Origin of the sequence: Anabaena sp. UHCC 0399, from assembly GCF_034931465.1 — a bacterium.
In the GTDB taxonomy this organism is placed as follows: domain Bacteria; phylum Cyanobacteriota; class Cyanobacteriia; order Cyanobacteriales; family Nostocaceae; genus Trichormus; species Trichormus minutissimus.
In genome coordinates this window covers 1-21,166 of sequence record NZ_JAYGGZ010000001.1, presented here as the reverse complement: position 1 = coordinate 21,166, position 21,166 = coordinate 1, and the positions used below count along the sequence as shown (strand labels likewise).

The 21,166-nt window shown below is 41.9% G+C and carries 18 protein-coding genes and 1 pseudogene; 11 read left to right on the top strand and 8 right to left on the bottom strand.

Features of this window, described 5'->3' with window-relative positions; translation table 11 throughout:
- Positions 1-308 precede the first annotated feature (308 nt).
- Entirely contained in the window at positions 309-1,931 is a 1,623-nt protein-coding gene (locus tag VB693_RS00095; protein ID WP_416233362.1) for a mechanosensitive ion channel family protein, read from the top strand.
- Between the two features lie 92 nt (positions 1,932-2,023).
- Positions 2,024-2,712 (top strand): IS1 family transposase gene (locus tag VB693_RS00090; protein WP_323264522.1). Its coding sequence is split into 2 segments (ribosomal slippage): positions 2,024-2,356 and positions 2,359-2,712, totalling 687 coding nucleotides; the frame shifts between segments, so codons are not numbered across the junction.
- Positions 2,713-2,802: 90 nt separating this feature from the next.
- On the opposite strand, the gene VB693_RS00085 is transcribed toward VB693_RS00090, so the two are convergent.
- Together VB693_RS00085 and VB693_RS00080 are read right to left on the bottom strand one after the other, a co-directional pair.
- Positions 2,803-3,015 carry an isochorismatase family protein gene (locus tag VB693_RS00085; protein ID WP_242039320.1) on the bottom strand — a complete coding sequence of 71 codons (213 nt, stop codon included), beginning with the start codon at positions 3,013-3,015 and terminating at the stop codon, positions 2,803-2,805.
- 28 nt (positions 3,016-3,043) lie between these two features.
- The gene (locus tag VB693_RS00080) at positions 3,044-3,190 is read right to left on the bottom strand and encodes a ribbon-helix-helix protein, CopG family (RefSeq protein WP_323264521.1); all 147 of its coding nucleotides are present in this window, start codon (positions 3,188-3,190) and stop codon (positions 3,044-3,046) included.
- A 38-nt stretch (positions 3,191-3,228) separates the two neighbouring features.
- On the opposite strand from VB693_RS00080, the gene VB693_RS00075 reads away from it, so the two are divergent.
- Positions 3,229-4,353, top strand: coding sequence for a transposase (locus tag VB693_RS00075; RefSeq protein ID WP_323264520.1), 1,125 nt, complete (start codon positions 3,229-3,231; stop codon positions 4,351-4,353).
- A gap of 19 nt (positions 4,354-4,372) precedes the next feature.
- Here the strand turns inward: VB693_RS00075 and VB693_RS00070 are convergent, their stop codons facing one another.
- Complete coding sequence (locus VB693_RS00070; RefSeq protein WP_323264519.1) at positions 4,373-4,714, bottom strand: isochorismatase family protein; 342 nt, start codon at positions 4,712-4,714, stop codon at positions 4,373-4,375.
- A 177-nt stretch (positions 4,715-4,891) separates the two neighbouring features.
- Here VB693_RS00070 and VB693_RS00065 point away from each other — a divergent pair, with 177 nt between their 5' ends.
- The gene (locus VB693_RS00065; protein WP_323264663.1) at positions 4,892-5,155 is read left to right on the top strand and encodes a hypothetical protein; all 264 of its coding nucleotides are present in this window, start codon (positions 4,892-4,894) and stop codon (positions 5,153-5,155) included.
- A gap of 166 nt (positions 5,156-5,321) precedes the next feature.
- Complete coding sequence (locus VB693_RS00060; protein WP_323264518.1) at positions 5,322-6,923, top strand: hypothetical protein; 1,602 nt, start codon at positions 5,322-5,324, stop codon at positions 6,921-6,923.
- Positions 6,924-7,014: 91 nt separating this feature from the next.
- Here VB693_RS00060 and rpiA read toward each other — a convergent pair whose 3' ends face one another.
- Positions 7,015-7,725 (bottom strand): ribose-5-phosphate isomerase RpiA, encoded by a 711-nt coding sequence (rpiA, locus tag VB693_RS00055; protein ID WP_190710160.1) that lies wholly within the window; start codon positions 7,723-7,725, stop codon positions 7,015-7,017.
- 271 nt (positions 7,726-7,996) lie between these two features.
- Between rpiA and VB693_RS00050 the strand changes: the two genes are divergently transcribed.
- The 5 genes from VB693_RS00050 to VB693_RS00030 all read left to right on the top strand — a co-directional run bounded on the left by VB693_RS00050 (position 7,997) and on the right by VB693_RS00030 (position 16,443).
- Positions 7,997-8,680: an S-layer homology domain-containing protein gene (locus VB693_RS00050; protein ID WP_323264662.1), complete on the top strand. Its 684-nt coding sequence runs from the start codon at positions 7,997-7,999 to the stop codon at positions 8,678-8,680.
- 320 nt (positions 8,681-9,000) lie between these two features.
- Positions 9,001-10,908, top strand: a complete 1,908-nt coding sequence (gene dxs, locus VB693_RS00045) for a 1-deoxy-D-xylulose-5-phosphate synthase (RefSeq protein WP_323264517.1) — start codon at positions 9,001-9,003, stop codon at positions 10,906-10,908.
- Between the two features lie 271 nt (positions 10,909-11,179).
- Complete coding sequence (locus VB693_RS00040; protein ID WP_323264516.1) at positions 11,180-13,216, top strand: cation:proton antiporter; 2,037 nt, start codon at positions 11,180-11,182, stop codon at positions 13,214-13,216.
- A gap of 192 nt (positions 13,217-13,408) precedes the next feature.
- On the top strand, positions 13,409-14,452 hold the full coding sequence (gene mtnA / locus VB693_RS00035; protein ID WP_323264515.1) for an S-methyl-5-thioribose-1-phosphate isomerase: 1,044 nt from the start codon (positions 13,409-13,411) through the stop codon (positions 14,450-14,452).
- 371 nt (positions 14,453-14,823) lie between these two features.
- Positions 14,824-16,443 (top strand): histidine kinase N-terminal 7TM domain-containing protein, encoded by a 1,620-nt coding sequence (locus VB693_RS00030; RefSeq protein WP_323264514.1) that lies wholly within the window; start codon positions 14,824-14,826, stop codon positions 16,441-16,443.
- A 61-nt stretch (positions 16,444-16,504) separates the two neighbouring features.
- On the opposite strand, the gene VB693_RS00025 is transcribed toward VB693_RS00030, so the two are convergent.
- Positions 16,505-17,587: an ABC transporter ATP-binding protein gene (locus VB693_RS00025; protein WP_323264513.1), complete on the bottom strand. Its 1,083-nt coding sequence runs from the start codon at positions 17,585-17,587 to the stop codon at positions 16,505-16,507.
- Positions 17,588-17,726: 139 nt separating this feature from the next.
- Complete coding sequence (locus VB693_RS00020) at positions 17,727-18,443, bottom strand: GUN4 domain-containing protein (RefSeq protein ID WP_323264512.1); 717 nt, start codon at positions 18,441-18,443, stop codon at positions 17,727-17,729.
- Positions 18,444-18,863: 420 nt separating this feature from the next.
- Between VB693_RS00020 and VB693_RS00015 the strand changes: the two genes are divergently transcribed.
- Positions 18,864-20,285 (top strand): NADP-dependent isocitrate dehydrogenase, encoded by a 1,422-nt coding sequence (locus VB693_RS00015; protein WP_323264511.1) that lies wholly within the window; start codon positions 18,864-18,866, stop codon positions 20,283-20,285.
- Positions 20,286-20,465: 180 nt separating this feature from the next.
- Here the strand turns inward: VB693_RS00015 and VB693_RS00010 are convergent, their stop codons facing one another.
- Together VB693_RS00010 and VB693_RS00005 are read right to left on the bottom strand one after the other, a co-directional pair.
- Positions 20,466-20,759: a hypothetical protein gene (locus tag VB693_RS00010; RefSeq protein ID WP_323264510.1), complete on the bottom strand. Its 294-nt coding sequence runs from the start codon at positions 20,757-20,759 to the stop codon at positions 20,466-20,468.
- A gap of 229 nt (positions 20,760-20,988) precedes the next feature.
- A pseudogene (locus tag VB693_RS00005) lies at positions 20,989-21,166 on the bottom strand (photosystem II q(b) protein); the annotation flags it as partial.

The window sequence follows — 21,166 nt, the reverse complement described above, 5'->3', positions numbered from 1 at the left end:
CTGTAATTACCAAACAGCTAGTCAAAGCTTCCGTGAACTAGCCTGAAGGTTGATAAGCTTCATGTTAACTGCATCGTTGGCTTTTTTCTTTTAAGTTTATTTTTGGTAAAAGTATTACAAAGATTTCTCTAAACTATTACTCGCGATAGATGAAGTCGATTGTCAACTATCTAAAGACAAGTAACTCAAAATAATTTCACCATGCAAAACCACACTGAAACTCAAAAATTCAACTTTTGATAGGTACAATTACCGAATTTAATCGTAGAGGATACTAGGGAATTAATTAGAATTTAGGAGGTGTTTGAGTGCGCGTGAAATTTTTGGCGATCGCAGGTTCAATGGTTGTCGCTGTTGTATCTGTACCAAAAGCTACAGCCCAGATTCCTCTTTTACCTCAACTACCAGCTGCGAGCAGTCCAGGCAATGATACTAGTAACAGAACTGTTTCAGACTGGGTATATTTAGATGGTCGCCGTTTGTTCCAGATAGCAGCATCAAAAAGCAATTTTTCTGATCGTTCAGAGAATATCCAAAAGAATTTAGCCCAAATCAGTCAAAAATTCTTTCAATCAGATGCACAACAAATTGAGGTCACTACCCGACCAGTCAACGGATTACCAATCATTGAAGTCAATGGTAAATACTTGATGACTGTGACTACCTCAGATGCCAGACTACAGCAGCTAGATCCCTCAACATTGGCAGATCAAATTGCTGAAGATTTAAGAACAGGCTTAGAACGAGCTAAACGAGAGCGACGACCTCAATTTCTGATCAATCAGGGTAAAATTGCTGGAGGTATCGGGTTAGCAATTATTGTAGCTAGTTGGGGGGTATATTGCTGGCAGCGACGTGCCAAAAAAGATCCCGTAACTACACTTCCGCGAACTGCACGCAACGCTCAGAATATCACAACTCAACTAAATCAACAGCAGCACCAGCATTTTCAAGAAGTCAAAAAACGCCTGTTTCAATTCACTCAAGCTGGGATTTGGGGCGGTGGAAGTTTTACAATTTTGGGTTTATTTCCCTATACACGCATACTACAAGTGGGGATTGTCACCGCCGCTCAAATTCCTCTGAAGTTGGGTGTCGTGTTACTGGGAACTTATGTCGTGATCCGTTTAAGTTATGCCCTGATTGACCGCTTCACTTCTACCTTGATTAGCAGTGGTGCTTTACTCAACTCAGAAACTTCTGAACGTATACAACTACGAGTTTCTACATTTTCTGGGGTGACTAAAAGTATTGTCACCATTATCTGGGTAGGGGTTGGCATCTTAATGGGGTTGATTTTCTTTGGGATAGATATTGTTCCCTTGCTAGCAGGTGCTGGTTTAGTGGGTGTGGCGTTGTCCTTGGCTTCCCAAAGCTTAATTAAAGATGCGATTAACGGCTTTTTGATTATTATCGAAGACCAATATGCTCTAGGCGATGTGATTGCTGTCGGAGATTTCGGCGGCTTAGTAGAAAATCTCAATTTGCGGATGACTCAACTGCGCGATGCAGAAGGACGCTTGATCACTATTCCCAACAGTGAAATTAAAGTGGTCGCTAATCTTTCTAGCCGTTGGTCAAGAGCAGATTTAACAATTCCCGTGGACTACAACACTGATATTGATCAAGCTTTGCAGCTAATTAAAGACGTAGCTTTGGAGATGGATCAAGACATACAATGGAAACGCCAAATTGTCGAAACACCTCAAGTATTAGGTATAGATAATTTTGGCGATCGCGGTTTAATGATTCGGGTATGGATTAAAACCCAACCCCTTAAGCAATGGGATGTCGCAAGAGAATATCGCCGTCGTCTGAAAATTGCCTTTGACCAAGCCGGAGTCCAGATTCCTGTACCACAACAAGCAATCCGGGTTAACGACCTTCGGTTGCTCAATTCTCATGGAACACAGGTGATAGATGACAGGTGACAGATGATAGGAAAGAGAATTTGACTTAAGTTAGTTAAACAGTAATTTGTTCTGGCGTTGCATAATAGAGGGATGAATTGAGGTTTTCTACTGTGTATTGTCCATACTGTGATTCTACTGAGATTAGAAAAAATGGTAAACGAAGAGGTAAGCAAAATCACATTTGTGTAAAATGTGGTCGTCAATTTATCGATGCCTATAGTCCACCGAAAGGATACTCAGATGAGATAAAACAAGACTGTTTAAGGTCATACGTTAATGGCATGGGATTTCGAGCGATCGAGCGTGATAAGGGAGTTCATCATACAACCGTAATTTATTGGCTCAAACAAATTGGCGAAAAACTTCCAGATGCACCACCAAATGAGATCCCAGAAGTTGGAGAATTAGATGAACTGGAAACCTTTGTAGGTTCAAAAAAAACAAAATTTGGTTGTGGACGGCAGTAAATCACTTTCGGGAAGGAATTTTAGCTTGGGTTTTAGGAGACCATAGTGCTGAAACATTTAAACCTTTGTGGGACATTGTTTGCTGCTGGCAGTGCTATTTTTATGTTACCGATGGATGGAAAGTTTACCCCAGTTTTATTGAGCCAGGAGACCACATCGTCAGCAAAACCTATATGACCAGAGTTGAAGGAGAAAATACCCGTTTACGTCATTACCTGGCACGCTTACACCGAAAAACATTATGCTATTCCAAATCAGTAGATATGCTTAAATACTCAATTCGCTTGTTACTTCACTATTTAAAGTATAGAGAAATACCCGTGTTTAACTGATTCATCCCGCATTTATGCAACGCCATTTGTTCTTTGTCATTAGTCATTTATGTCTACCAGAAACGACTAATGACCTTCCTCTTTGAAAACTCAACCCAGATGATTAATCCATTCAGAGGTACTAAGAATTTTGCTCAAAAAACCATCTTGAGCAACTAAAGTGGCTCTATGAAGTTCTTCATCTGTAGCCACACCAGCATTATTTGTGAAGGTGAGAGTGCCTGTAGCATCGGAGAGAAACTCTACAGAAAAACCGAGATGAGCAGCTTGTCTAGCTGTAGTGTCACAGCACATTTGAGTCATGTATCCCGATATTACTGACAAAATGGGTTTAAAGCCCCGTCCTTCTAGGACGGCTTTTCTTTAACTTCCGGATCAACTCTCTGAGTACATCGTTTTGAGTGCGATCTGTTTCTTCGCAATACGCCAAAAGTATTTCATATTCTTCATCAGAACACCGAACAGTTAATTTCTTCATGCCGTCATAATACCGTCAAATCGTGCTATGATATTAGCATGAAAACACTAAGGTTTAAGCTGTACGAACACAAACGGAATAGACACCTCAAGCGAATGATTAATGCTTCTGGGGTGATTTATAACCATTGTATCGCCCTTCATCGTCGGTACTATCGAATGTGGGGTAAACACTTAAACTGTGCAAAACTTCAGTCACACATTGCCAAATTGAGGAAGCGTAATCAGTTTTGGCAGTCAGTAGGTTCTCAGGCAGTACAAGATATTTGCCAACGCATTGAGAAAGCCTACCAACTATTTTTTAAGCACAACAAAAAAGGAGTTAGACCACCAGGGTTTAAGAAAGTTAAAAAGTATAAGTCATTCACCCTTAAACAGTCTGGTTATAAGTTTTTGAGTGGCAATAGAGTAAAAATTGGTAATCAGGTTTATCAGTTTTGGAAGTCTAGAGACATTGATGGAACAATCAAAACTTTAACCATAAAACGTACACCGTTAGGTGAATTGTTTATGGTTGTGGTTGTTGATAACGGGAGCAATCCAGAAGTCGAAGTTAAGACGGGTAAAATCGCTGGCTTTGACTTTGGGTTGAAAACATTTCTCACCTGCTCAGACGGTACTAAAGTTGAGTCTCCCCAATTTTTCAAGCAATCACTAAACTCTGTTAAGAAAGCCAGCAAGTTTCATTCTAAAAAGATGAAAGGTTCATCAAATCGGGAACGAGCTAGAAAAAATCTGGTACGCAAATATGAGAATATTTCTCATTGTCGGCGTGATTGGTTTTGGAAGCTAGCGCATGAGTTGACCGACAACTTTGATATCCTCTGTTTTGAGACTTTAAACCTCAAAGGAATGCAACGGCTTTGGGGTAGGAAGATATCAGATTTGGCTTTTGGTGAATTCCTGCAAATTTTAGAATGGGTTGCTAAAAAGAAGAATAAATCGGTTGTTTTCATCGACCGATGGTATCCCAGTAGTAAGACTTGTTCTCACTGCGGTCATGTTTTAGAAAATCTTGATTTGTCGGTTAGACAGTGGCGTTGCCAGGAGTGTCAATCAATTAACGGGAGGGACAACAACGCCGCACGTAATATTCAAATGGTTGGGGCATCCACCATTGGGTTAGGTGATATAAGTCGGGCTATGCCTGCAATTGCTGTTTGAGCCTAGAATCCCCACGCCTTTAGGCTGGGGAGTATGTCAATACAGTATCAATACCTTGGTCTCTTAACCACGGCTCTAATTCTGTACCAGTAAAACTTCCTGGTAATTTTTTATCAATTAATAAGTCGTAGGAATACTTAGCAATTTCGGAATGAATTTCCCACTCTGGAGTTCCCTGTTTAAAAATTGGTGTATCTTCTTGTGGCTGTGTATGTCTGACAACAATCACGGGAATGCTATTGTTCTGAGCCGCATCCATCACCTGCAAAATCTTATCTAAACTCCCTGATGGATAAGTGACTGGCAATTTACCCGTGAAATATTCGTTTTGGACATCAATAACTAATAAGGCTCGTTTCATGGGAACTAGTCTCTAAGAACACATCAGAATAGTTTAACTTGCTCTACCAAAAGATGATTTTTGGCTTGTATCTTCTCAATTTAGTACATTTGTACTATAATAGACACAGCACTCAAAAAGCCTAGTAGAACAACCATGTCACGGTCTTCTGGAAGAGGGATTCAAGGGTTTAATCCAATGATGAAGCATTACATTCTCAATCTCAACCCCACAGCCAAACACGAATGGGATCGGTGCATCTTAAGAGATCCCCTGACTGCAAAGCGTCCAGATATTGCCAAATTAATTGCTGATGCAGTTGGTGCTGATACCGGCAGTTATTTGGTCAGTGTGAATATAGAAGTACAAGTGTTAGAACAAGCCGCCACACCTCAAATAGAACAACTATCACTCTCATTGTCTGAGGTTAATGTCCCAACTCAACTTAGAGAAGCAGCTTAATTGGAGATAGGTAACAGGTGACAGGAAGGAGGGAGTTTCATTTATAGCGGGTGGTGTGCCACCTGCTTACCTACTGTTAAGCAATTGGAAAGATGCGTATAACTTACTCAAGAGGCTGTAATTTAGATAGCTAATAATAAAAAGCTTTAAAACAGGTAACTTGAGTATGAAGTGCTTATTTATAATTTGGGTACTTGTACTATCTTTAGTCTTTCCCAATTCTGCGATCACCTCCGGTGGGGGGAACGCCATTGCCTCTGGGGGAACACAGTTCATAGCTCAAACCAAACAGCCCGATGCTTTAATTCCAGGGCTGGGAACATACCATCATCCAGTTTCCACCCCAAATCCCCAAGCTCAAAAGTTTTTTGACCAAGGTTTAAATCTGATTTACGGCTTTAATCATGATGAAGCGGTGCGCTCTTTTCAACACGCTGCTGAACTCGACCCGCAAATGGCAATGGCATATTGGGGAATTGCTCTTGCTCTCGGCCCTAATATTAATTCAGTAGTCACCAGTGAAAAAGAACAAGCTGCTTATCAAGCCATACAAACAGCTTTAGAATTGGCTGTGCAAGCATCAATTCCCGAAAGAGACTATATTCAGGCTTTAGCAAAACGTTATTCCCCAAATTCCCATGCAGATTTACATCAATTAGATGTAGATTATGCCAAAGCAATGGCAAGTCTATTTCAACGCTATCCTGATGACTTAGATGCAGCAACTTTATATGCTGAAAGCCTGATGGATTTGCATCCTTGGCAATTGTGGACACATGATGGTCAACCACAACCAGGGACAAACAAAATTGTGGCTGTTTTAGAATATGTTCTACAAAGAAATTCCAATCATCCAGGCGCAAATCACTACTATATCCATGCAGTAGAAGCGTCATTACATCCAGAACGCGCCCTTGAGAGTGCCAAGCGATTAGAAACCTTAGTACCTGCGGCTGGACACTTGATACATATGCCTGGCCATATTTATTTTCGCGTTGGTGATTATGCGGGAGCAATGCGAGTGAATCAGCAGGCGATCGCGCAAGATGAGCCTTACATCTGTCACAATCAAGTCCAGGGTATTTATCCGCAGTTATATCTGACCCACAATCTGCATTTCCTCATGGTAGCTAGTAGTATGGCAGGCAAACATGAAGATGCCCTGGAAGCTGCTGATAAATTAGTTGCTCATGCTAGTTCTATAGACCCTCATCTGCCCATGTTAGAGGGATTCCTAGGGAATAAATTATTGATGCAAGCCCGATTTGGCGATTGGGACGAAATTTTACAGACTCCTGCACCTGATGCGGCACTACCAACTACTAATGCACTTTGGCATTTTACACGCGGTTTGGCATACGCAGCCCAAAATAAACCTGAAGATGCAGCAAATGAAAGCCGTGCTTTACTAGCTGCAACACAGATTATGCCATCTGAGGCGACTATTGGGTTTACACCTGCCAGTCGTATTTTAGACATTGCCCAAAAATTTTTAGATGCCAAGACTGCCGAATCTCAGCGTGAATATAATGCTGCGATCGCCAAACTACAACAAGCCGTAGTAGCAGAAGATAACCTAGATTACGTAGAACCCCCAGACTGGTACTTCCCCACACGGGAAGCCTTGGGTGGTGTACTGTTAGCTAAAGGTGATTATGCCGCAGCAGAGCCAGTTTTTCGAGCCGATTTACAAAAATATCCCCATAATGGACGTTCTTTGTTTGGCTTGGAGAAAAGTTTGCAAGGACAGGGTAAAAATAGGGAATAGGGACTGGGGAATGGGGATTGGGGACAGGGGAAAACTTCTCCCCTGTCTCCCCTGTCTCCCCTGTCTCCCCTATCTCTTCCTATCCTCTAGCCTAAAGTTGTCTCACCACTGGCTGACCATCTATAACTTCGCCAACTAAAACTACATCGGCACAGTTGACAAAAATCCCATTTTCTAGGACTCCTGGGATGTTATTCAGGACTTTTTCTAGATTAACTGGGTCATCAATAGAGTCAAATCGGACATCTAAGACAAAGTTACCTTGGTCGGTGATGACTGGCCCGGCTTTTTTCACACCCATACGCAGTTCTGGTTTACCGCCGAGTTGCTTAATAGCATTAGTAACCGGGGTAATTGCCATTGGGATAACTTCCACTGGTACAGCAAACACTGAACCCAAACGGTCTACTAACTTGCCACTGTCTACCACAACAATAAATTGACTGGCCAAGTAATCAACTACTTTTTCACGGGTATGGGCTGCGCCACCACCTTTAATCAAGTTCTTTTTGGGGTCAACTTCATCAGCCCCATCAATGGCAATATCAATATGGTCAACAGCATCCAGCGTTGTGAGAGGAACGCCGTATTTTTTCGCCAATACCTCAGACTGAAATGAAGTAGGGATACCGACAATATCTGTCAGTTCACCAGACTTGAGGCGATCGCCTAAATATTGAATCGTATAAGCTGTAGTTGAACCTGTACCCAATCCCACAATTGAACCAGACTTCACCAAAGCCGCCGCCGCTTTGCCGACTTCTTGCTTCATTAAAGTAACGGGGTCTGTTGTTCCTGTCATTCCCAAAACTCCTGAAATTTCGACTAAATAGAAGGCTTTATCACGGCCGACTATACTACAATCCTTGACACTTCAAAATTCACTCAGGCACAATTCTCAAAATTTAGAGGCTAGAGACTAAAAAGAAAAAGGGTAGACAAGGTAGAATTTGTCCCCAGTCCCCAATCCACAAATTCGGCAACCTTACCCAGTAAAAATGTGTCAACATAATCAGTGCGCGATGCGTCAGTTGTTGTCTATACAAAGAAGCAAATTTACGGTGGTAAGAACTATGCGTCCTTGGTTAAGTACATTTTCTTTAGTGCTACTACTCCAAAGCTTCCCAGTAATTGTGCAAGCGCAAGTGACTGAAACTACTGTGGGAGTTACATCAGAAGCAATTCAAGAGGTAGTTGCTGCCAAGTTGATGACTAATTCATCTGATGGTAACTTCTATCCAGAACGGTTGGTGAGTCGTGCAGAATTAGCGACGATTTTAGTCAAAGCATTTAAGTTAGATAGACAAGAAGCAGCTAAACAAGAAAAATCAATACCTGTATCGGATGTTCCCTCTTCTCACTGGGCATATCGAGATATTCAGACAGTGCTAAAAACAGATGTGATGAAAGGTTATCGGGGGAATTTGTTTTTCCCGAATCAAAGAGTGACGAGGGCGGAAGGGTTGGCTATATTCGCCCAAGCTTATGGGGTGTTTCAGTTTGGGGATGATTCTGTGAACGAAATTCTTGCCCCATACCCAGATGCGGCATCTATACCTAGTTGGGCGAGAAAAGCGATCGCTACAGTAGTCACAGAAGGATTCATTAACACTGATGCTCAAAATAATATATCCCCCTTAAGACCGATGAATCGTGGGGATATGGCCTATCTTTTGAGTAAATATTTGCAAAGACAGCAAAAGCAACCGGAAACGCCAGAAGTTACCAGTGTTACCAACACTCCACCATCTTTTTAGTTCTTAAAAGCAAAAATAAAAAAGCAAAAATCAAAACATGATACACCCATAATGTGGGCTTTTTCTTGATGTTTTAAGAATAACTGTCTATTTTGTTACTGTCCTCGAATGTAACTGAATACATACTTTAAAGTAATTTCGCGGTATGAGCTTTCAGCATAAATACTAAGAAAAAATGCTGAAGGTATTGTGTCTAATTCCCCGTTACAGAAGAATACATTTTAGACTGCTACTTAGTACCAGTCTAATTCTATCGGCAACCCGACCGTGGGAAAATCAAAATACCGAAAGTTAGAGATTAAAGAGGAAAACACTATAATATGCACTTGAGCGAAATCACCCATCCCAATCAGTTGCACGGTTTATCTATCCGGCAACTGCAACAGATTGCCCGCCAAATTCGCGATAAACACCTGCAAACAGTCGCAGAATATGGTGGACATTTAGGGCCTGGTTTGGGTGTTGTAGAGTTAACACTAGGGCTTTACCAGACTTTAGACTTAGATCGGGATAAAGTAACTTGGGATGTAGGACACCAAGCTTATCCCCACAAACTGATTACAGGACGTTACAGTAACTTCCACACCCTCCGACAAAAAGACGGAATTGCTGGTTATCTCAAACGTAGTGAAAATCAATTTGACCACTTTGGCGCGGGTCATGCTTCTACTAGTATCTCATCTGCCTTGGGCATGGCTTTAGCACGAGATTTGAGTGGGGAAAAATTTAAAGTTGCGGCGGTGATTGGTGATGGTGCTTTAACTGGCGGTATGGCTTTAGAAGCCATCAACCACGCCGGACACTTGCCCAAAACTAACCTGCTGGTGGTTCTCAACGACAATGAGATGTCTATCTCTCCCAACGTGGGGGCAATTCCTCGCTACCTGAATAAAATGCGCCTCAGTCCCCCGGTGCAGTTCATCAAAGATAATTTTGAGGAACAATTCAAACACATTCCTTTTGTGGGTGAATCCTTATCTCCCGAACTAGGACGCATCAAGGAAGGGATGAAGCGTTTGGCTGTTCCCAAAGTAGGGGCAGTTTTTGAAGAACTGGGCTTTACCTACATGGGGCCAGTAGATGGGCATAATTTGGAAGAATTAATTGCCACCTTCCAACAAGCACATCAAATTGCTGGGCCAGTTTTAGTCCATGTGTCAACAGTTAAGGGTAAAGGTTATGAAATCGCGGAAAAAGACCAAGTAGGTTATCACGCCCAAACCCCTTTTAACTTGACAACTGGCAAAGCGATTCCTTCCAACAAGCCGAAACCCCCCTCCTATGCCAAAGTCTTTTCTCACACCCTCGTCAAACTTGCCGAACAAAATCCCAAAATTATTGGGATTACGGCGGCGATGGCGACAGGAACAGGTTTAGACAAACTGCAAGTCAAATTACCCAATCAATATATTGATGTCGGTATTGCAGAACAACACGCTGTCACCCTAGCGGCGGGATTAGCTTGTGAAGGTATGCGCCCTGTGGTTGCTATCTACTCTACCTTCTTACAACGGGCTTATGACCAGATCATTCACGATGTCTGTATCCAAAACCTCCCAGTATTCTTTTGCTTAGATAGGGCAGGTATTGTGGGTGCGGATGGCCCTACCCATCAAGGTATGTATGACATTGCTTATCTGCGTTGTATTCCTAATATGGTGCTGATGGCCCCTAAAGATGAGGCAGAACTGCAACGCATGATTGTCACTGGTATTGAACATACCAGTGGCCCTATTGCTATGCGTTTCCCCAGAGGTAACGGCCACGGTGTACCTCTGATGGAAGAAGGTTGGGAATCTTTAGAAATCGGTAAGGGTGAAATTCTCCGAAACGGTGATGATGTGTTAATCGTTGGCTATGGCACAATGGTTTATCCCAGTATGCAGGCGGCGGAAATTCTCAGTGAACACGGTATTGAAGCGACTGTGATTAATGCCCGATTTGTTAAGCCTTTGGATACAGAGTTGATTGTACCTTTGGCTCAGAAGATTGGGCGCGTGGTTACTCTTGAGGAAGGCTGTGTGATGGGTGGCTTTGGTTCAGCCGTAGCAGAAGCCTTGCTAGATGCTGATGTGGTAGTTCCTGTGAAACGCATTGGGATTCCAGATGTGTTGGTCGAACACGCTACACCAGATGAATCAAAGGCAGAATTAGGATTAACTAGTCGTCAAATAGCGGAAAGAGTTTTGGCAGCTTTCTTTCAGCAAAAAGTATCTGCTGTTGTTTAGTTGATCAGGTATTTAGTGATTAATAACCCCTGTTTTTAGGGGTTATTTTTTTATCAGAATGGGACTTTAAACGTCTAAATTGTTTGAAGTCATACCTGAGACACGTAAAATTTATTGTCTAAAAAATTGTCAATATATCTAGAAAGGTATTGATTAATCATAAGTTACTGGGTTGCTCGCCATAAAGCTGACTTTAGTGGTGATGCGATCGCTCGTTGAAGATGGTACTAATATGTGAGTCAGTTTAACTAACTATAATTTCCCTACCACTATGCAATCAATTCTCTGGCAGGGTATAACTCATGCTTCTATAGCTTCAGTGTTATCAACACCGATTAAAGACCCAGTACCCGTTTTTTTGATGATTTTGGGGATTATGCTAATTGCCCCCCTACTTTTTGAAAAAATCCGGCTACCTGGGATTGTCGGCTTAATTTTGGCGGGTGTGGTAGTCGGCCCCAATGGACTAGGACTTTTGGCACGGGATAAAACAATTGTCCTGCTGGGTACTGTGGGTTTGCTGTTTCTCATGTTCATGGCAGGCTTAGAAACTAGCTTAGATGACCTAAAATACAATGCTGATAAGGCAGTTATCTTTGGAGTTGCTACTTTTCTTGTGCCGATGGGATTAGGCACAGCAGCCATGATGGGTATTGGTTACGATTTATTACCTGCGGTTTTGGTGGCTTCTTGTTTCGCTTCCCATACCTTACTCGCACTACCTATCGCCAGCAAATTGGGCATCATGCGTTCTCAAGTTTTAACTACTACTCTTGGCGGCACATTAATTACCAATATTTTGGCACTTTTGGTATTAGCAGTAGTAGTCAGAGCGCATCAAGGTAATTTAACTCTGAGTTTTTGGCTGTTTCTGATTCCCGCTTTGATCATCTACACCTTTTTGACTTTATGGGGTGTACCTCGTATCGGTCAATGGTTTTTTCAGAGATTTGGCCATGATGAAGGGGCAGAATTTACCTTCGTTTTGGCTACTTTGTTTGTGGTTTCCTATGGGGCAGAATTAGTCCAAATTGAGCCGATTATTGGGGCTTTTTTAGCGGGGGTAGCTATTACGCAGCTAATTCCTCAACTTAGCCCTTTGATGAATCGGATTCAATTTATCGGGAATACCTTGTTTGTCCCGTTCTTCTTGATTTCTGTAGGGATGTTAGTTAATCCTGGCATTTTGATTAAAGAACCGCGATCGCTGGTAGTATCTGGTGTGATGGTGACTGTGGCAATTGTCGCCAAGTACCTTCCTGCCTGGGGTGTGGGCAGGTTATTTGGCTTTGACTTTAACAATACTATGGTGATGTTTGGGCTGTCGGTGGCACAGGCGGCATCAACTTTGGCAGCCATCACTGTTGCTTATAATATCAAGTTAGTTGATGAACTGACAGTTAATGGCACAATTGCCATGATTCTAGTTACTTGTATTGCTTCCCCTTGGGTAACAAATCAGTGGGGACAAAAACTTAAGCCAGAAGCAACTAGTACCCAAAAACTGCAAAACATTAGTAGTATAGGCGATCGCGTTTTAGTCCCAGTGGCTAACCCCAGCACAGAAGATAATCTCCTCAAATTAGCCATTATTCTGGCAAAATCAGCAAATGGAACTCTCTTACCGCTTCATGTTCTCTTAGAAGAAAAGACCCCTATTTCCCCTGATGCGAAAGCCAGACAAAGCCAACTCCTCTCAACGGCAGAAATGATCGCCCATGCAGCAGTTGCCAATGTCACCCCTATCGGTAGAATTGATGAATCGATTGATAAAGGTATTGCCCGCGTTGCTGAAGAAAAGCAAGCAAGTGTGATTATCTGCGGTTGGAAAGGTTACTCGACTTATCAAGAAAATCTATTTGGCGGTGTTATCGATAAAATTGTACAGCGTAGTAGTGTCCCTGTATTGGTATCTCGCTTTCCCTTACCAATTGAACATACCAAGCGAGTATTTTTGGCTTTCACCACCCAACAAACTCGTGAAAATTCTTTTAAAGAAAGTATTCAACTAGCTAAAAATTTAGCCACCGAACTCAAAGCATCGTTACAACTGTTACAAGTCGTATCAATTAGAGGAGCAACTGGTGAGTTAACTGATATTGAACTACCCCCAGACACACCGATTCAACAGGTACGGGGTAACTTTGTTAGGCAAGTGTCACGATTACTCAAAAGCAATGATTTACTACTGTTAAATGGCACAGTAGAACACAAAAACCAACTATTGGCAATGTTTGGCAATGCACCAGAAGCGATCGCTCACAATCACCCAGAAATTGCTATGATTATTGCCAACTTTCCCCAATAAATCAATTCAAAATTCAAAATTGTACTCCTCCGGAGTTAGGCTTACGCCTGCATAGCAAAGCAAGCTACGCGCTAGCGTCACGCAGTGAAGAAATTATGGGGACTGGAAGGCAAGGAAAACCAGGAAGAAGTTTTCCTCAATCTCCTGTCCCCTGTCCCCTGTCCCCTGTCCCCTGTCCCCTGTTACCTTCCTATGATTTACCCTGTTATTTGGCAGAATAATTCAGTATTACTAATTGACCAAACCCGTTTGCCTAATGAGTATGCGGTTGTAGAGATTCACAGTAGCGAAGATATGGCGCGGGCGATTAAAACTATGATTGTCCGGGGTGCGCCAGCTATTGGTGTAGCAGCAGCCTATGGGATGTATTTGGGGGCGAGAGAAATTGCAACAAGCGATCGCCACGAATTTTTAGCACAACTAGAACAAGTCGCTGATTTATTGCGGGCTACTCGTCCGACAGCCGTAAATTTATTTTGGGCAATTAGTCGGATGATCAAAACTGCCTACGCCACCCTAGGAACAGTAGCAGAAATTCAACAAGCTTTATTGCAAACAGCCCAAGCCATTAATGCGGAAGATTTGCAAACTTGTCAAGCGATCGGCGATCATGGTTTGCAAGTATTACCCAAAACCCCAGACAAGCTAACACTACTAACTCACTGTAATGCTGGGGCTTTAGCTACGGCTGGTTATGGTACAGCCTTGGGGGTTGTGCGTTCGGCTTGGCGTGAGGGACGTTTAGCACGTTTGTTTGCTGATGAAACCCGTCCCCGCTTGCAAGGTGCAAAACTCACCGCTTGGGAGGCTGTACAAGAAGGTATACCTGTAACTGTCATTACCGATAACATGGCAGCCCATTGTATGCAGCAAGGTTTAATTCACTCTGTCGTCGTCGGTGCAGATCGCATTGCTGCTAATGGTGACACTGCTAATAAAATCGGTACTTATAGTTTAGCCATTGTAGCTAAGGCACATAATATTCCTTTCTATGTGGCAGCACCTATTTCTACCATTGATTTTGAATTATCTGATGGTAGTCAAATTCCCATTGAAGAACGCAACCCAGAGGAAATTTATCAAGTTGGTGATACCATGCTGACACCATCCGGCGTGGAATTTTATAACCCAGCTTTTGATGTGACTCCAGCCAATTTAATTACAGCCATCATCACAGAAAATGGTGCATTTGCTCCTAGTGAGTTAAGGAAATCTCAAATACAACCAGTAGCTTAAGTAGCTATTTTAATTGCCTTTCATCTCCATACTCGACTTCTTTGCGTATGGAGATGAAAGGCAAAAGAGATAAAATAATAGTAAATTTACATAAAAATCCGTATAACTTCTCTAGTTTTTATTCAGTAAAATAACTAAATTAAATAAAATTTTACAAATTTCTTATAATGATTTGCCAGATATGCTTTCACCATAAAACTACTCGAACGCCAGAAATAACTAGCTCAGGCTTATCGTAGATACAAGGGTTTAAGACCCATATGTCTACAGGTAGCATATTTTCAGTGGGGGTTTAAATTCCAGGCTGAAAATTCTTTAATTTTGAATTGTTAATTCCAGATGATGGAGTCATCTCTTGATGTTGCATCACCATGCTGCTTCAGTACAATCTCTATTTTGTTCTGCTTTGCTTGACTGCGATAATTTCGGCTACGGTAGCCTTTGCAACTTGGCAGCGTCGCTCTATCTCTACTGCTAGCAACCCTTTTATTGGAATGATGCTGGCGATCGCAGGATACGCTACAGTTGCAGCTATGGAAGCAGTTGTCATCAGCCTACCAGAAAAAATATTTTGGTCAAAGTGGGAGTATGTCGGTTCAGGTAGTGTAATCACATTATTCCTAATTTTTGCCATTCACTTCACCAACAATAGTTACTGGCTAACGCCTCGAAATACAGCGATGCTATGGGTTATCCCTAGTTTCAATGTAGCTTTGGTAGCAACTAACGAATGGCATGATTTAGTCTGGTATGGTTTTTTACATGACCCACAGGAAAGCAAGTTTGTAATTTATCAACACAATATCGGTTTTTTTTGGATTATGGCCTGTGTTTACGTCTATACACTTGCAGGCACATTTTTACTTGTTCCCAAAGTCCTACTGCCATCAGTTCTTTATCGCCAGCAATCTATCACAGCATTAGCTGGTGCATTATTACCACTGTTGGGGGCTAGCTTATATATGTTACGCCTCACGCCTCCAGGTCTAAACATTACGCCGATGACCTTCATGTTGACCGGGATATTCCATTTTATTAATCTTTTTCGCTTTCGGATGTTTGATCTCGTGCCTATAGCCCGTAGCACATTGATTGAGAAAATGAGCGATGGTGTCTTGGTTTTAGACAGAAAAAACCGCATTATTGATATTAATCCGGCGGCAAAACATCTCATTGGGGCAACAGGATTTTACATTGGTAAGTCAGCTGATCAAGTGTTGGCAAAATGGCCAGAAATCGTGAAGCAATACCACATTCACGAAAGTATTAAAACAGAGATATTAATGGATTCGGTAATACCCCTTTATGTGGAACTATGGCTAAAACCAATACACGACGATTGCACGCGATTAACAGGTCGACTACTGGTTTTGCGTGATATTACTCAACGTTATCTAGCTGAATCTGAACTTCGACAGGCGAATGAACGTTTGCACAAACAGGTACTAGAAATTGAAATCTTACAAATTCATCTACGGGAACAGGCGATCAGAGATGGACTAACAGGATTGTTTAATCGCCGTTATTTTGACGAGATATTTCCCCAAGAATTGCTAGTGGCAATGAGAGATGCTTATCCAGTCGCTTTGGTTATTATGGATATTGATTATTTTAAAAGTATCAATGATACGTTTGGACATCAAGCTGGCGATCGCGTGATTAAGTTATTTGCAGAGTTTCTGCGTCACTATTGTTGCTCTCAAGATATCATCTGCCGATATGGTGGCGAGGAGTTTGTATTGGCTTTACCTGGTGTAACACTAGAGAAAGCGTTTCAGCGTGCTGAAAAAATTCGCTTATCCTTCCAAGCTGCGCGACTGGAATTTGGTAACAAAAAAATACAAGCAACAGTTTCGGGTGGAGTAGGGGTTTTTCCTGATCATGGAACAACCAGCGATGAGATGCTGCAATTGGTTGATCAAGCCTTGTATGCGGCTAAATTAGATGGGCGTAATCGGATGAAATATGCCCAACCTAGAAGTTCTCAGTAGGGTCGAAACTAGTATAAACAGTAACTAATTTATGTTGTATTAATTGACATTAAAGCTACACTTAATCTTGAGGTAAAAGTCTATCTCCAGTCTTGGGATCAAATACAAATAACTGATGTAAATCTAGTTGTAAATGCAAGCGATCGCCTGGATGAAGACGCACATTACCATTCAATTGAATATTTAGCAACGTCGTAGCACCAGGTAACCCAGCACGCACTAAGGTTTCTCTTCCTAAAGGTTCGATCACCTTCACTTCTACTGAGAGTCCTGAGTCTTCACTAATTGTCATGTGTTCTGGACGAATGCCCAAATCAATGCTTTGTCCTTGAGGTATCTGCAAATTATCTTGGATGAATGGGGGAATTTCGATTAATTGCCCACTCACATCAAAACAACCATTTTTATAAATAGCGGGCAAAATATTCATGGGTGGACTACCTAAAAAAGTTGCCACCATTTGATTAGCAGGACGAGCATAAATCGTTTGAGGATCGCCAATTTGTTGTATCCTTCCCCGATTAAGTACCACAATCTGATCTGCTAAAGTCATGGCTTCAACTTGATCATGGGTGACATAAATAGTTGTCACGCCTAATTGTTGATGTAGCTGTTTTAATTCTGCCCTGGTATCATCTCGCAATTGAGCATCTAAATTAGATAAGGGTTCATCTAATAAAAATACTTGGGGTTCACGGGCGATCGCTCTCCCTAATGCTACCCGTTGTTGTTGCCCACCAGATAGTTGTTTGGGTTTACGGTCTAATAAGTGTTCCAAAGATAGAGATCGCGCTACATTCACCACCCTATCTTGAATGATTTTCGGGTCAACTTTCCGCATTTTTAACCCAAAGGCGATATTTTCACCCACAGTCAGATGGGGATAAAGCGCGTAATTTTGGAACACCATCGCCACGTCTCGCGCTCTTGCTGGGACGGTGTTTACCAATTGATCGCCAATAAAGAGTTTACCAGATGTGGCAGTTTCTAAACCCGCGATCGTCCTTAAAATTGTTGATTTACCACAACCGGAAGGGCCGACTAACACCCAAAACTCACCATCGGGAATTTCAAAGGTAATATCCTCGATCGCGGTGACATTGTTAAATTTACGCTTAATATCTTCTAGAAGAACTCTTGCCATAATTAGATTTGAGATGTTTAACTAGCGATGACTGAAAAAATTTCCTGATTTCTCTGATTCTAGGAATAAAATAAACTCCTGCTTGTTTCGTTAATAGTTATGAGGTTTTTTCCTCCCCAAATCCCTACCCCCATGCCCTTCACTTAGACCATGCAGGATGAGCAAATAAAGAAGCAATTACACGCACTCCCCGCAATTGATTTGATAGCGGTAAATGACCTTTAGGCGCACTCATTTCCCAGGTAAATTCATTAGGGTATCTTGTCCATTTATTACCACTTTTCCAACCGATTTTTGTCCAGAGATTGTCCCAATTTTTGCCCAAACTTAACCATATTTCTCGTTGTACTGAAAAACCAAATTTACCTTCGGAGTGAACTATCCACAGATTATTGATAGTGTGTAAATCAACAGTGGGGAAATTATCTATATCAGTGAAATACAGCCATTTTCTCTGTACTGCCGTAGCCCCTGCAACCTCACACATTTGTTGAATAGTCATGAGATCAGCTGCTTGAAAGTCTTGGACAGCCAGTAACTGTTGCAAAGAATTATAATTAACTCCTGCCTCTGATTTTAGAGGTACAATTCCTTCAGGAAAATAATTTTGCAGAAATTCTTGGGCTTGGGGTGCATCAGAGTTGTAGAGGAATTGATAGGCTTTGCCTTCAACCCAAGTAGCTGGGCGATCGCGACGTTGCAATAAAAACTCTGACAACACATTTAATCCCTCGTTACCCAAAGCAGCTAATTGTGGGATGATCTGTTGTTGGACTTGCATAGACCCAGCGATTAACTTTTGTCGAAGGGAGTCAATTTCATTAGCAGTGCCTGATACAATCATTGGGTCTGTCATGCCATTACTCATGTTAGCGGTCAGTGGAAAAGCAATTGGCTATCTAGCTTTATCTATGATCCAGCAGTGATAGCGAAAAGTAGTTTACTATTTTTGATCGTACAAAATTGCGACAATTTCACGAAAACCTACACTTGAATCCCTAAATGCTGTACAAGGGAAATAGGGGGAATATCTGCTCATTGAGGGATTAGAGATTAAGAAGGTGACAGAGGACAGGTTACAGGTGACAGAGGTGTAAGGGAAGGACAGGAAGACAAGGAAGAAGTTTTCCTAAATTCCCAGTCCCCATTGCCCCTTATCCCCAGAGGGGACCCCGAGTTCCCCAGTCCCCAATCCCCAATATCTACAGTAAAATTTGCAAGCCTACACAAGAAGAATCTTCTCTCTGGCGGCGTACCTTTGTGGAGTGTGTGAAGTATGTACGACAAGATTAACCCCCCTACAACTGGATCAAAAATCACCTTCAAAAATGGTGAACCTGTTGTACCAAACAATCCCATTATCCCTTTTATTCGGGGCGATGGAACAGGTATTGATATTTGGCCAGCTACGCAAAAAGTGCTAGATGCGGCGGTAGCTAAAGCGTATCAGGGCAAACGTCAAATTAGTTGGTTTAAGGTTTACGCTGGTGATGAAGCCTGTGATTTATACGGTACTTATCAGTATTTACCTGAAGATACTCTGACGGCTATTAGAGAGTATGGTGTGGCAATTAAAGGGCCTTTGACTACTCCTGTGGGCGGTGGTATTCGGTCTTTGAATGTCGCACTCAGACAAATTTTTGACTTATATGCCTGCGTGCGTCCTTGCCGTTATTATGCGGGTACGCCATCACCTCACAAAAACCCCGAAAAACTGGACGTGATAGTCTATCGGGAAAACACAGAGGATATTTATTTGGGGATTGAGTGGAAGCAAGGTAGTGAAATAGGCGATCGCTTAATCTCTATCCTCAACAATGAACTGATTCCCGCCACCCCAGAACACGGGAAAAAGCGAATCCCCCTCGATTCTGGTATTGGGATTAAACCCATCAGCAAAACAGGTTCTCAACGCCTCGTAAGACGTGCCATCAAACACGCCTTGTTATTACCTAAAAACAAGCAACAGGTAACGCTGGTGCATAAGGGTAACATCATGAAGTACACCGAAGGCGCGTTCCGTGATTGGGGTTACGAACTAGCCACTTCTGAGTTTCGTCAAGAGTGCGTCACCGAACGGGAATCTTGGATTTTAAGCAACAAGGAAAAAAATCCCCATATTTCTCTAGAAGAAAATGCCCGTTTGATTGATCCTGGTTTTGATGGTCTTACCGAAGAGAAGAAAGCCCAAATTGTCAAGGAAGTGGAAACGGTTCTTAACTCAATTTGGGAAACCCACGGTAACGGTAAGTGGAAAGAGAAAATCATGGTCAATGACCGGATTGCTGACAGTATCTTTCAACAAATCCAAACCAGACCAGATGAGTATTCGATTCTGGCGACGATGAACTTAAACGGTGATTACTTGTCTGATGCGGCTGCTGCTATTGTCGGTGGCTTAGGAATGGGGCCTGGCGCAAATATTGGCGATGCTTGCGCCGTTTTTGAAGCTACCCACGGTACAGCACCCAAACACGCCGGTTTAGACAGAATTAACCCTGGTTCGGTGATTTTGTCTGGGGTGATGATGTTTGAGTTCATGGGTTGGCAAGAAGCCGCAGACCTAGTTAAAAAAGGTTTAGGAGATGCGATCGCTAATAGTCAAGTCACCTATGACTTAGCACGGTTAATTGAACCACCCGTAGAACCACTAAAATGTTCTGAATTTGCAGACGCAATTATCAAGCATTTCGGTTAATTCCAGTTAACTATTAGGACGGGGAAACCCCGTCCTAGAAGCCAAATAGCAATTTCTCTCACGCACATCTAAAATTTTGAATTTAGATAATATTTCTTGCTACCAAACTCTAAATGCTTGTGTTTCTTTCCTTCTTAGAGCGGTTGGTATGCTTATAGCGTAATAATTAATTTTAGTTAATTAATTTTCATTATCTTTATGGTAATTATTTGTGGGTTGATCGGTTTCTATTAGCTGTGAGATAAACACATCTGGTTTTCTACTAACAACAGATATAATTCTATCGATCGCAATTACTTCACCGATTTTTACAACCATTTCCCACAAAGTATCTTCCTCTGTTTCTTTGTTGTGAGTCCTGTGTTGAAACCACAATAAATCATCCCCAACTCGAATGATTTTTGTAAAATACCATTTATCTCGTATCAGTATCCAGACTTCTTGATCTAAGTATGATTCTAGAATAGACTTCACAATATTTCAAATAATAAAAAATGATGTGCTAAATACTATTTGAGTATTCCATTCTAAAGCAACAGTAAACATACGATATATTAAAGAGATTTTGATATATCTTATACTAAGTACATAGATGTTTGTAGGGATGCGATTCATCGCGTCTTCAAACTATATAACCAAAACAAAAAGCGTCCCCGGTGAAGGAGACGCTTTTTATTTAATCAGATTAGCTAAAGCTTGAAGATTAACCGTTGATAGCAGGTGCGCTGATAGCAACAGGAGCAACTTCACCAGCAGCCAAGTCTAAGGGGAAGTTGTGAGCGTTACGCTCGTGCATTACTTCCATACCTAAGTTAGCGCGGTTGATTACATCCGCCCAGGTTGCAATGACGCGACCTTGGGAATCAATGATGGATTGGTTA